The following is a 13,154-nucleotide window of genomic DNA, read 5'->3' as shown; positions in this document are numbered from 1 at the left end:
TTATTACAATGTAGCAGAAATTTTGGTTGAAAAGAGCACTGGACTTTTTTGTGAATTTGGATATACTATATGTTTTATAGATGTAATTTGTATGCATTCGCTCAAAGGGTGGAAACAAACACAGGGGCGGGGCTAGAAAGATGGATTGCATTTTAATGAACCTTTTAGGAGGAAATTTATGAAAAAACAAAGAAACTGGGATTGGAGCAAAATCCTGTCAGGGTTTGTATTTGTTTCGCTGCTGGTATCGGCGGTATTTGTTGCGATTCGCTTGGTGTTGGCGCCTTCCCAACCACACGGCGGCGATTTTGAACGGCTCAAAAGTGATTATGTTCTCATGCTTGTGCAGTGCGTCCTTGGCATGGTGGTGATGTTCTTGCCCGGTGTGATTTCCCGCAGGTTAAAGATCGAGATCCCCTCGGGCATGATGGTTTTGTTTGTTATCTTTCTTTATTGTGCAATCTATCTTGGGGAAGTCAGAAGCTTTTATTACCATATTTCGTCGTGGGATACGGTTTTGCACTGGTTCAGCGGGGCGATGATCGGCGCATTGGGCTTCTCATTTGTGGCGCTATTCAATAATGCAGAGCGCATACCAGTCAATCTTAGCCCCTTCTTTGTCGCTGCATTTGCTTTTTGCTTTGCCGTCACCTTGGGGGTGTTTTGGGAATTTTATGAATATACATTTGATGGGCTTCTGGGGCTGAATATGCAGAAGTTTGCATTGGAGGACGGTACACAGCTGGCTGGCCGTGCCGCTTTACAGGATACAATGAAGGATCTGTTTGTAGACGCGATTGGAGCGTTTGCTGCGAGTTTGATTGGATATATCTCCCTGAAGCATAAAAAAGGATGGATTGAAAGATTTCAAATTATCCGGAAAAGACACAGCACGAAATAAACGTTCAGAGAAAGACGGCAAGAAGGCTCTGGGAATTTTACCCGGGGCCTTCTTGGTATTTTCTTAGATGAATGACGTGCCTTCTATTGCCAAGAAGCAATCTGAGACGCCCTAGGATACCGGGGGAGGCTGTCACAGCTCCTACAATGGCTGCAATAACCGTGATGATCTTTCAGGCATGGGAAAATTTCCAAAAGGGTAGTGTGCGCCTTTATAACGGCGCTGAAAAAATATTTTAGGTTTGGTATGTGTCCCAAAGTGGCTGCTGTTCAATCAGGGAAACTTTTTAGAGGGAAAAAGAACGCCTTTCCAACAACTTTTTAGAGGTTGGGGAGGCGTTCCTGTGTTTGTGATGGATTTCGGAAAAAGACGAGAACGTCTGATAGCATGGCGAAACACAAAGATTCAAAAATTGTGTGAGATTATGAGAGGTCACTGAGCTTGTGGATGGTGATGGACGTATCGGAATAGAGGAAATTTCCTCCTTCCCCAATCACGTTCAACGTGGCGGGTGTGGATGTGATCTCTATGATTTGGGAAAAAGAATAGATATTGGTTTCCAGGGCAGACTGGAAGGTATCCCGCGCACCTGTACCGGGAACCGGCGTCCCTTGCAGCTGCAAGTATATCAGGATGGATAACGGAAAATTGGCAGTCCCTAATGGGGAAACAGTGGTATGGAACGATACATAATAGAATCCCGTTTGTAAGATAGTAAACGGGGCGGTATTTGGCGCATGGACAATTGCATCCCCCTGTACAGCTCCGTTTCGGTCAAAAATCAAGGGATTCCCGGAGGCTCCTGGTTGTGGAGGGGTGGAAAATGCGGACAATAGCCCTTGCACACTTCCAGTGCTGCCGGTTGCCCCTCTAGGAATAACAAAGTTCAAAATTGCATTTTGCTGGGTCCCTGAATTGGTCACCTCTGCGGGCGTTCCCGGTTCCCCAGTAGTGACTGTCCCAATTTGAATGGTAGCAGCTTCACCCTGCTGCCCGGTCGCTCCGGTTGGGCCAATTGGCCCTTGTGTTCCCGTGGGACCAGTGGCTCCTGTAACTCCAGGGGTACCTTGCGGCCCTGTAGCTCCGGTGCTACCGGTTGCTCCCGTGGTCCCTTGCGGCCCTTCCGGCCCCGAGACCCCCTGGATTCCCTGCGGTCCCGTTGGGCCTGTTGCTCCACGAGGGCCTGTGGCGCCCACCGGCCCTTGTGGTCCGGTAGGGCCTTGCAATCCGCGCACGCCAGTTGGGCCAATTGTTCCAGCGGGCCCAGGTACCCCTTGAGGCCCTTGTGGTCCGGTGGGACCTTGTAAACCTTGGATACCGGTAGGGCCAGTAGGCCCGGCGGGACCGGCAGCTCCTTCAGGCCCTTGTGGCCCAGCGGGCCCCGTGCTACCGGTGGGGCCGGTTACACCTTGTGGGCCTTCCGGACCGGGGATGCCTTGGATTCCCTGTGGGCCGGTGGGGCCAGTCGCCCCTCTGGGGCCGGTTGGGCAGATAGATCCGCTGGGTGGACAGGGCATGCAATAAGAGGGGCAGCATGGCAAATGATAGTTGGAATACATGTTCATATAGATCATCTCCTGACAGGATCAGTGTATGCAGAAACGGGCTAAAATGAAAATCCATACATTTTACGTGCATTTTTGTGAATATCCTTTCTTGACAGATTCGGGAATACATGGTAGTGTGAAGCTGTCAATATTTGGCAAAATATAAAATTTTTTGGAGATGATGAAAATGAGACGTAAATGGTTGGCTTATTTTCTGGCATGTGCAATGCTTCTTTCTGCTTTAGGGGGTTGCGGAACACAGCAGGGGACAGAGCCCCAGACGGCAAGCAGTGAGATTCCTACTTCCAGTGAAGCATCCACTCCAGAAGAGGCGTCGTCGCAAACTTCTGCGCCGGAAGAAGAGGGCGATTGGTCCACGCTGGTGTCGGTTGATTGGGAAGAAAACAATGTGGATTTGGACACGGGTATCAACATGACCTATTTGACCTGTGGGCCGGAAGATGGTATCCCCCTGCTGTTGATCCACGGTGCAACCGATAGCCGTGTATCTTGGTCGCAGGTAGCTCCAAAGTTGGCAGATGCCGGATTCCGTTGCTATATCCCTGAGTTGCGCGGGCATGGTAAGACGGATAAGCCCGATGCGGGGGAAGAGGGATATACAGCAGAAACACACTGTGCTGATGTGTTGAATCTGATGGACAAGTTGGGGGTCGAAAAATTTATTCCGGTCGGCCATTCTCTTGGGTCTTTGATTACGCAGGAAATTATGGTTACAGCTCCGGAACGCGTAGAGCGGGGAATTTTGATTTCGTCCAGCACGAAGATGGCAGGCAATCCGATGTTGGACTGGATTTTGAATGGGGATGGTACGGATTTCCTTGGGGTCAGCGGCTATGAAGCAGAGCAACAGATTCCAGATGATTTCATCAAATCTTGGACGGAAACGACCAATGAGGACCCGAATTTCTGTGAAGCAGTCTATGAGCACGCATGTTCTTTGCCGTATGCTGCGTGGTACGATATTTTTGGCGGTTGTGCAGCGTTTGACAACACAGAAAGGCTTTCCAGTGTAACATGCCCTGTGGATATTATCTGGGGTACTGCGGATGTGTTCTTCTCCCAAGAAGATGAGGACAATCTTCAGAAGGCTTTGAGCAATGCTGAGGTCAATTTCTGCCCGATTGAAGGGGCAAGCCATAACATCCATTGGGATAGCGAGGCAACCTGTGAGGCTGTTGCTTCGGAGATCGAACGCTTTGCAGGGGAATCGACGCTGTAATTTCTTGATGCCCATGGGGATTCTCAGGATATCTTTTGAACTTGATACAATCATAAAAAAACAACGCCAGTTGCTGGCGTTGTTTTTTTATCCTTATAGATACTGGGAAAGCGCTTGTTTTTCTCAGGAGCCGTCATACAGCAAAGATCCGACGGGAGATCTTCTGCACGGTTTTGCCTATGATGTATAAAAGGGCAATTTCAACAGGCAACAGCATGAGATTCTTTGTCAAGCGCACAGGGAACAGGGCTGTAAACGATTTTCCGTACAAAACGACCATCCAAAAAGTATTCAACAGAACATTAAGCAATAAGCTAATGGAAGATTTAGCGACGATGGCGCGCGGCAAAGTCATAGGGCGGCGGTACAGAAGAAATCCATAAATCAGACCGCCCAATGCGGCGGTGATCGTAAAGCCCGGGAAATAAGCGCCGTCCGGCCGAATGAGATACGAGAGGACATCCCCCACTGCGCCAGCGGTAGCAGCCACCACCGGACCATAAAGCATCCCGGTGATTGCATTGGTCAAGAACCCAAATCCCACGCGCATCTGGGGGGTCAGATACACATGGACGCTCGACAGGGCGATGTTCATGGCAATCATCATAGCCGTAACCACAAGGGTTTGCGGCTTTTTCTGTTCGGCGGCGGATTCACGGAGTATGGCGGTAAAGCGAGGGGGGGTTAGAGAGTTGTTCACAGATTTGGACATAAAAAGACACCTCCATCAAAAATCATCGCGGAAAAGCAGGCACGTTTTTATAAAAAAACGCGCATGTTGCCGCAAGATGGGGTGTCCCAATGATGCAGCAGCGGGATGCGGAGGTCGCACCGCAAGCCAAGGCTTTTCGTTCAGCGGCAACTCCCCGTCCGACTGACACTTTACGCGCGAACCCCTACTCTGCTTTTATTCGACTATAAATCTCATTATAGCATAGTTTTACAGGAAGCACAAGGGCAACCGTTTAAAACAAGTAGTTCCAAAATGGTGAAACAGACCTCTTAGTTTAGAAAAATTTCCGTTGTCTCTCGTGGCAAAAAATCGAATTTCCTTTTGAGCCGTTACATTTCTTTATCAGGAAGTGGAAAAATGAAAATACAGAAGGTTTTTATTGTATTTGCGAAAAAGCAAGAAGATTATGATCGCATTCTTATGTTAATATCAAATAATAAAAGGAATATAATTTGTTCAAACGCAATATCAATTATAGAACTTATATATAATCTTGAAAAAGGCTTTTGTTCGAAACAGGAATGAAGGTGCATGAAAAGGGATTTAATGTATACTTTTGTATACTCATTGGCAAGGTTGCTTGCGAAAAATTTCCAATAAATGTTATAATACATGTATTAAAAAAGAGGCCAACATGCAGAGAAATTGTACAAAATAGTGTTTCATATCAAACAATTTCTTTCATAACCGTCTCTAAGCTTTGCAGCTCTTTTGAGATGCAAAGAAATGATATGAAAGGAGGAGAGACATCGGTTTTCTGAAATTGAAACAAGGAGAACCGCTCGATTCGAAATTTGGGAAGAAAGATAAAAGGAGGTCAAAGAGTAGATGAGACAAAGACGTTCAACCAAAATTCTATCCCTGCTTTTGTCCCTAACAATGGTTCTGGGGATGTTTACTGGCACTACGGCATTTGCCGCCGGAGATGGCGAGACCTATACATATGTGCTACATCCTTATGGCTTGAAGAGCGGCATGGAAGTAACCGTACCAGTTGGCGAAAAGGCTGTTGTCAGCTGGGAATGGGATCAGGAAGAGAATGGCTACATTCCATACATCAACGATGTCAGAATGAACGCCGACCGGACGTTTGATGCGGACGCAATTGCTCCGATCGAATGTGAGAAAGTTTCCGGCGGCCTTCAGAAGATTCGTTCTGTCCCGGCGGAAGAAGAATACGTTCTTGCGCCGACTGCAGAGACCACGGATGAAGAACTGGACATTCTCGTTGAGACGAATTCCCCGGATGTCCCGTATACGGTAAAATATGTGGATCAGGACGGCATGGAAGTGGCGAGCGTCAACAAGGTAGCTACCTTATTTGACAGCGCGTATAATGTCAGAGCAAGCCTGAAGGATATCGGAGAGCTTGAAAATGTAGACGATATCGAGCTTGTTAAGCCGACTTCCCAGAGCATCAATGTGACAAAGGATGAGGATGGCAACAATGTTGCGATCCCGGATGTTGTCACATTTGAGGTAAATGTTGTCCGTCTGGAAGCGACTATGGATATTACCATCCATTACATGGACGGTCAAACGGAAGTTGGCACGGATACGGTTACCCTTGAAAAGGGTGCGCCGGAGCGGACCATCCAGCCGGAAAATCTGCCGGAGGGTTATGAACTCAGCCCGGCGGATCAGTCTGCAACCGCGGAATACACAGCGGACGGCAAGGTCAAGATCAACGGCAGTGTCGTCTCCGCAGCAACGGCTTCTATCACATTTACGGTGAAGAAAGCAGCCCCGCCGAAGGCGTATTACGACATTGTTGTCAATGGCGAGAAAGCCTTTACGCTGGGCGTTGGGGAAGGCACTTCCGCTACCTTGCAGTGGAAGAAGTATACGCCGCCCCATATCGATGGGCAGCCGGATAAGGAGCCGTTCAACCGCTTGGAGCTGGTGACCGCGAAGGGCACCTATTATCCGACCAAGCTGACAGAATTGGACGGTACGGTGACAAACGGCTTCAAATTTAACGAAGTGGTTCTGAGAGCGCAGAACATCGATGTAACCGGTGCGTATAATATGCCGGAAGAGGTCCGTCAAGTCAACCTTGACCTCGTTATCAACCCGATGTCGGTGGATCTGACCGCCGCAGAAGGGGATGCTGAAAAATATCCGGCAAGCGCTCCCAAACAAATCCAGATACAGATCGCTGAGGACGGCACGCCGCAGGGCTCCGGCACCGAAGAAGATCCGTATTTGATCACGACCGCGGCAGAACTCGACGCGATGCGTGATTATTCCAGCACCTACAGCCCGAAGTACTTCAAGATTGTCAACGATATCGATCTGTCCGGTTATGCGGAAACCTGGACGCCAATCGGTGAAAACCGTACCTTCCGGTTCGGCGGTATTGTCGACGGCAACGGGAAGACCATCCGTGGATTGAATGTGGATACGGGCGAGGAGCAGTATGCCGGACTCTTTGGGTATATTGACAATGCGACCATCACCAATCTCACAGTGGAAGTTGAGCAGGTGCGTGGCAAAGGATATGTCGGCGGCCTGGTTGGCTATGCAAAAGATAGCACCATTACAGGCTGTGGCGTGCGTGCAGCTTCGGACGACAGCATCGTAGCAGGCACCAGCAGCGCTACCGGCGGATTGGTCGGCACGGCATTATATGTCACCATTAAGAATTCGTACACGGAAGTCGCGGTGCAGGGTTCCACCCTGGTAGGCGGCCTCGTTGGCAGCTACAGCGGCGACACTTCTTCTTATGTGGAGAATTGCTATGCGACGGGCAATATCGCTTCTACCAACACAAACCCGAATACGCATATCCATGTGGGCGGCTTGATCGGCAACGCGCAGAAGGCGGATATCCGCAACTGCTTTACGACGGGCGATATCCAGGCGACTGGTATCCGGATTGGCGGCTTGACGGGAACGCTGGCCAGCACCAGCACCAGCAAGGGCATTAAGAACAGCTATGCAGCCGGTACGATTACGGCAGGCGAAGGTTCGAGCTTTGTCGGCGGACTGGTTGGTTCTTTCCAAACCAACGGTACCTTACAGAACACATATTATAACAGCGGCAATGGCATTGCTGGCTGTGGTACGGTGTCCAGCGATTTGGAAGACACCTCGGCGGGCAAGACGGAAGCAGAGCTCAAGAGCATCGCATTTGCTCTGGAACTCGATGCCAACACCGAATCCAAGTCCTCCTGGGCGAAGTGGGGCCTCGATGCAGAAATCAACGGCGGCTATCCGGTTCTGTGCGGAATCGGTATTGGCGAAGACGTTGAGGAAGTCGAAGAGGCGCCCGTCGTTACAGGCGTGACGATTACGCATCCGAATGCGAAGATAGAGAAGGGTACAACAGAACTCTTTACGGCCACAGTGGAAGGCGAAAATGTATCGCAGAATGTCACATGGTCGGTGCGCGGCTCCAATGTCAGCACCATTGATGCAGATGGACTTCTCACCGTTCCGGAGAGCGAACCGTATGATATCTTCAGAGTTCGTGCGACTTCGGTGGACGATCCGACGAAGTATGCTGAGGTGGAAGTACAGTTGGTCCCGGCTGGAATGCCGGAGGGTTCTGGTACGGAAGAAGATCCATACTTGATCACAACGGCGAAAGAGCTCAACGCCATGCGTGAGCTGTCCGACACCTACCGCCCGAAGTACTTTAAGATTGCCAATGATATCGATCTGTCCGATTATGCAGAAACTTGGACATCCATTGGCAACTACAACCGGGAATTCGGCGGGATCGTCGATGGCAACGGAAAGACCATTCGCGGGCTGAAAGTCGATGAAGCGGATGAGATGTATGTTGGGTTGTTCGCTTATCTTAAGAATGCGGTCATCAAAAATCTGACCGTTGAGGTGGAGCAAGTCAATGGGCGCGTCTATGTAGGCGCTTTGGCTGGCTATGCAAACGATACGGTAATTGACAATTGTGGCGTACGTGCCGCGTCTTCTGAGAGCAGCATTGTTGGTTCCAGCAATGTAGGCGGTTTGGTTGGCACAGCACTGAGAACCACTATCACCAATTCGTATGCAGAAGTAGCGGTGCAGGGTTCCACCCTCGTGGCTGGCCTGGTTGGCAGCTACAGCGGCGACACGTCCCATTATGTAGAAAATTGCTATGCAACAGGCGACGTTACTTCCACAAACACTGACGTGGATACGCATATCCATGTGGGCGGCTTGATCGGTAACGCGCAGAAGGCGGATATCCGCAATTGCTTCGCAGCAGGCAATATCCAAGCAACCGGTAAGCGGATTGGCGGCTTGACCGGAACGCTCGCCGGCGCCAGCTCCAGCAAGGGCATTAAGAACAGCTATGCAGCTGGTACGATTACAGCGGGAGAAGGTTCGACTTGGGTTGGCGGACTGGTTGGTTCTTTCCAAACCAACGGTGTGCTGCAAGACACATATTATAATAGCGACAACGGTATCGCTGGCTGTGGTTCGGCTTCCAGCAAGCTGGAAGATACCTCCACAGGGAAGACAGGTTCTGAACTCAAGAGCGCTGCCTTTGCTCTGGAACTCGATGCAAATACCGAGTCCAATTCGTCTTGGGCAAAGTGGGGCCTCGATGAGGAAATCAACAACGGCAATCCGGTCCTGTGCGGAATCGGTATTGGTAAGGATGTTGAAGAAGTCGAAGAGATGCCTGTTGTTACCAAGATAACGATTACTCATCCGAACGCTAAGGTAGAAAAAGGTACGACAGAATCCTTTACGGCCACGGTGGAAGGCGAAAATGTATCGCAAAATGTCACATGGTCGGTACAGGGTTCCAATGTCAGCACCATTGATGAGAACGGTATCCTCACCGTTCCGGAAAACGAACCGAACGATATCTTGAAAGTTCGTGCGACTTCGGTGGATGATCCGACGAAGTATGCTGAGGTGGAAGTACAGTTGGTCTCGGCTGGAATGCCGGAGGGTTCTGGTACGGAAGCAGATCCGTACTTGATCACGACGGCAAAAGAGCTTGACACGATGCGCAAGCTGTCCGACACCCGCAGCCCGAAGTACTTTAAGATTGTCAACGATATTGACGTGTCCGATTATGCAGATACTTGGACGCCCATTGGCAACAGCAGTCAGGAATTCGGCGGGATCGTCGATGGCAACGGAAAGACCATTCGCGGCCTGAGAGTTGACGAAGCGGATGAGATGTATGTTGGTTTGTTTGCTTATCTCAGAAATTCGGTTATCAAAAATCTGACCGTTGAAGTGGAGCAGGTCAATGGACGCGTCGATGTAGGCGGCTTGGCTGGCTATGCAAACGATACGGTAATCGACAATTGTGGTGTACGAGCTGCTTCTTCTGAGAGCAGCATTATGGGCACCAGCCGCGTAGGTGGTTTGGTTGGCACAGCATCAGAAACAACCATCACGAATTCTTATGCAGAAGTAGCGGTACAGGGTTCCACCCTTGTAGCTGGCTTGGTTGGCAGTTATAGCGGCAGCACGTCCACTTATGTAGAGAACTGCTATGCAACGGGCGATGTTACCTCTACGAACACAGAGCAGAAGACGCATGTGGAAGTAGGTGGATTGATCGGCAACGCACAGAAGGCGGATATCCGCAATTGCTTTGCAACAGGTGATATCCAGGCGACCGGTATCCGGATTGGCGGTTTGGCAGGAACGTTTGCCGGCGCTGATACCGACAGTGGTATTAAGAACAGCTATGCAGCTGGTACGATTACCGCGGGAGAAGGCTCTACTTGGGTCGGCGGTTTGGTAGGTTCTTTCCAATCCAAAGGCACGCTGCAAAATGCATATTATAACAGCGGCAACGGATTAGCTGGTTGTGGGGCGGTTTTCAATAATCGTGAGGACACCTCGACCGGTAAGACGGAAGCAGAGCTCAAGAGTGACGCGTTTGCTTTGGAGCTGGATACAAATACCGAGCCCCATTCGTCTTGGGCAAAATGGGGCCGCGATGCAGAAATCAACGACGGCTATCCGGTCCTGTGCGGAATCGGTATTGGCGCGGATGTTGAGGAAGTCGAAGATGAACAGACCGTTACCTTCAAGAGCGCTGGCGGCGGTTATTTGAATGATCTGACCAATATGCAGACGCCTGTCATTGAGACGGGAGCTATTGGTTCGGAAGTGCCTGTTCCGACGACCCGCCCGGCAAATGGCTATGCGTTTAGCCATTGGACGAACAGCGCAGGCGATCGAGTGGAACTGGGAGAAACCGTGACGGTTCCGTTTGGCGGTGAAACGTACACAGCGCATTTTGAGAAGTATCAGTATACAAGGCGCTTTGAGATCACCGACCCGAAGTATGGCACCTTGACAAACAAGGGCGGCACGGGTGGCGCTACCAGTACGCAGATTGACCCGCAGACGGTTGAAGTAATGGGTTACGATTACAGTACCGGTTATTATCCGACGGTCAATGTGGCGGATGGTTATGTCTGGTCCGGCTGGAGAGACAAGAACGACCCGGATGGCAAGATCTATAAATGGACCGGCACCTTTAAGTGTAACAAGGACGCTACCTATGAGGCGGTCATCGTTCCGAAGACCACCATCCAGATCGAGTATCAGTTCGTGGCAGAGGGCGTAGAAAAGCCGATTTTGAAGTACAGCGGCAAGCTGACCCTGAACCAGCCGAAGGTTCTCGTTTCGGATCGGACGATTGAACGTCTGGCAGAAAAGGGTTATCGTTTGGATCCGGCAGAGCAGGCAGAGTGGGAAGCGCTCTACAGCGATGTAGGAAATATTACCTTGGGCGGCAAACCGGTTGAATGGCAGGGTGAGAACACCTTGATCACCTTCACGGTGGTTCCGAATCTCCCAGAAGGCCCGCAGGATATCTCGGTATCGTATGGGAAGAATGTCAAGTTGACGGTTGACGGCGAAAGCCAGCTCATCGCGGACCTGCTCGGTAAGTACCAGGTGAAAGATGTAGAGAGCGGCACCGTTATTACCCTTACCTTTACGCCGAAGACAAAGGGACAGACCTTTAGTTCTGTCAAGATCGGTGATGCAGAGCCGGTTTATATCAGCGGCACCACATACACCTATGAAATTAAGACACCGGTTGCTGAAGCAGATTTGAGCTTTACCTTTGAAATGACGGATAAAGCGATTCTGCAACAGGCATATGATTATGCAACAACGTATGTGGAAGACGGAACGGTCGACCAGTTGGACGAAAGTGTAAGAGCGGCCTTTATGGAAGCCTATCAGGGGGCGAAGGACGTACTGGACAACGCGAAAGCATCCCAGGACGATATCAACGAAGCATGGAGTGAATTGTTGGATATGATTCACTATCTTGGTTGATCTCCTTTGATGTTTTTGGAAGCTGCTGAGAGTTTGTCTTTGCGGATTTTCCCGTCGCGTCGTTGATTCTCTGGAGGCGTAGCTCGCTGGAAAAACAGCAAGGGATTCTTTCTAGGGGATTCAGGATGCTGCCTATTTGAAAGCGGAAGTTTTAAATATTTGCTAGCAGCTGAAGCTCCGCGATATGGAACAATAAACGGACTATTCAGCGGAATGGGTCTCCAGAAAAGCAGACGGGGTCCCAACCAATCAGACGATTGGTTGGGACCCTTTTTTTTCGTTAGCGGTCGCGACAAAGTACCTGTATTTGTTCCAGATGGATCTAAAAAATAGGTTTTTGAACTGTCAAAGGAAATCTATGCCTGATATAAAGAAGATTACACGAGAGAAAGGTGAAGAGAAGCTAAAAACGACTCCATTGGATCCCCTTCATAAGTGTACTGTAGGTTTGTCAAAGATGTGTTACAGATTAAGGAAAAGAGGAAAGGACCTGTAAAGGGGAGAGCCAGTTTAAAGGACGGATGGGAAAATGGTTGTAAACCCGTTCACGGACGGCTAGCTGAGCTTTGAAATCATCGAAGGAGTAGAAGCGGTGAGAGGCGTAAAATTCCTCATTGTCTTTGCGGTGACTACGCTCTACTTTGCCGTTGTGCCTTGGCGTGTAAGGACGAATGAGTTTATGGCGAATGCCCATACGATTCAGTTCCAGTTCAAATAGGGTAGGTTTATCACTACCTCGTGGTAACAGACGGTTCGTAAATTCCGAACCATTGTCTGTCTGGACACATTCGATGGCATAAGGAAATTTCTTGACCACGTGCTTTAGAAATAACGTAGAAGAATAGGTATTGTGTTCCTGAAAGGCTTCTATGTAGCGGAAACGGCTATATTCATCCAGGAAGGTGTATTGAAACCACTGCGTTGGTTCACTTTGCCCCACAATGCAGACCTGCGGTACAAATTTGACATCAATCTGAACACGCTGACCAGGATATTTCATTTGTTCATAGGGCTTGGGGATGTATTTGGGGTTGGGCAGCTTTACCGCCATAACACCATGTTTCCGCAGGAAGCGGTACAGACCGGAAATAGAACGTGTGTAGCCGCGTTGACGCAGCTTGACCCAGAATACAACAATTCCGGTGTTCGGATTCCTGCGGCGCATGTTCAGGATGAGTTTGATTTCTTCCGGTGTATGTTGATTTGGATGACTGTGGGGACGATGTGAACGATCTGCCAGCGACTCAAGTGTTCCATCGTAGCGCTTTCTCCATCGATAGATATATTGCCGGTTTAGTCGATACCGCACAGCTGCTTTTGTCACGCCATGTTTCAGAGAATATTCAATTACTGCTTGCCGGAACCGCATCGTTTGTGTTATCTTATCCATAGCAAATAGGATGACCTTCTTTCGGTTTTGTCTAGGCAACTTAACCTTACTACAGGTCTTTCCTATTT

Annotated in this window: 6 protein-coding genes and 1 riboswitch; of the genes, 3 read left to right on the top strand and 3 right to left on the bottom strand. The window is 49.7% G+C overall.

Going from position 1 to position 13,154, the window contains the following annotated elements:
* The first annotated feature begins 145 nt into the window (after positions 1-145).
* Entirely contained in the window at positions 146-901 is a 756-nt protein-coding gene (locus tag I2G69_RS10065; RefSeq protein WP_330396763.1) for a hypothetical protein, read from the top strand.
* A gap of 422 nt (positions 902-1,323) precedes the next feature.
* Here the strand turns inward: I2G69_RS10065 and I2G69_RS14280 are convergent, their stop codons facing one another.
* Positions 1,324-1,686, bottom strand: coding sequence for a hypothetical protein (locus I2G69_RS14280; RefSeq protein ID WP_237966344.1), 363 nt, complete (start codon positions 1,684-1,686; stop codon positions 1,324-1,326).
* A gap of 949 nt (positions 1,687-2,635) precedes the next feature.
* Between I2G69_RS14280 and I2G69_RS10055 the strand changes: the two genes are divergently transcribed.
* Positions 2,636-3,688, top strand: coding sequence for an alpha/beta fold hydrolase (locus tag I2G69_RS10055; protein ID WP_172749487.1), 1,053 nt, complete (start codon positions 2,636-2,638; stop codon positions 3,686-3,688).
* Between the two features lie 133 nt (positions 3,689-3,821).
* Here I2G69_RS10055 and I2G69_RS10050 read toward each other — a convergent pair whose 3' ends face one another.
* Positions 3,822-4,400, bottom strand: a complete 579-nt coding sequence (locus I2G69_RS10050; protein ID WP_087229092.1) for a folate family ECF transporter S component — start codon at positions 4,398-4,400, stop codon at positions 3,822-3,824.
* 96 nt (positions 4,401-4,496) lie between these two features.
* Positions 4,497-4,594: riboswitch (THF riboswitch) on the bottom strand.
* A gap of 655 nt (positions 4,595-5,249) precedes the next feature.
* Here I2G69_RS10050 and I2G69_RS10045 point away from each other — a divergent pair.
* Positions 5,250-11,696, top strand: a complete 6,447-nt coding sequence (locus tag I2G69_RS10045; RefSeq protein WP_195560729.1) for a GLUG motif-containing protein — start codon at positions 5,250-5,252, stop codon at positions 11,694-11,696.
* A gap of 469 nt (positions 11,697-12,165) precedes the next feature.
* Here I2G69_RS10045 and I2G69_RS10040 read toward each other — a convergent pair whose 3' ends face one another.
* Positions 12,166-13,086 carry a DDE-type integrase/transposase/recombinase gene (locus tag I2G69_RS10040; RefSeq protein WP_195560728.1) on the bottom strand — a complete coding sequence of 307 codons (921 nt, stop codon included), beginning with the start codon at positions 13,084-13,086 and terminating at the stop codon, positions 12,166-12,168.
* Positions 13,087-13,154 lie beyond the last annotated feature (68 nt).

Source organism: Anaeromassilibacillus sp. D41t1_190614_C2, assembly GCF_015558525.1.
Lineage (GTDB): Bacteria > Bacillota > Clostridia > Oscillospirales > Acutalibacteraceae > Anaeromassilibacillus > Anaeromassilibacillus stercoravium.
This window is presented reverse-complemented; position numbering and strand designations above follow the sequence as displayed.

Coding starts and splice junctions, on each gene's coding strand:
- I2G69_RS10045 (WP_195560729.1), top strand. CDS start 5,250: ATGAGACAAAGACGTTCAACCAAAATTCTATCCCTGCTTTTGTCCCTA.
- I2G69_RS10055 (WP_172749487.1), top strand. CDS start 2,636: ATGAGACGTAAATGGTTGGCTTATTTTCTGGCATGTGCAATGCTTCTT.
- I2G69_RS10050 (WP_087229092.1), bottom strand. CDS start 4,400: ATGTCCAAATCTGTGAACAACTCTCTAACCCCCCCTCGCTTTACCGCC.
- I2G69_RS10040 (WP_195560728.1), bottom strand. CDS start 13,086: ATGGATAAGATAACACAAACGATGCGGTTCCGGCAAGCAGTAATTGAA.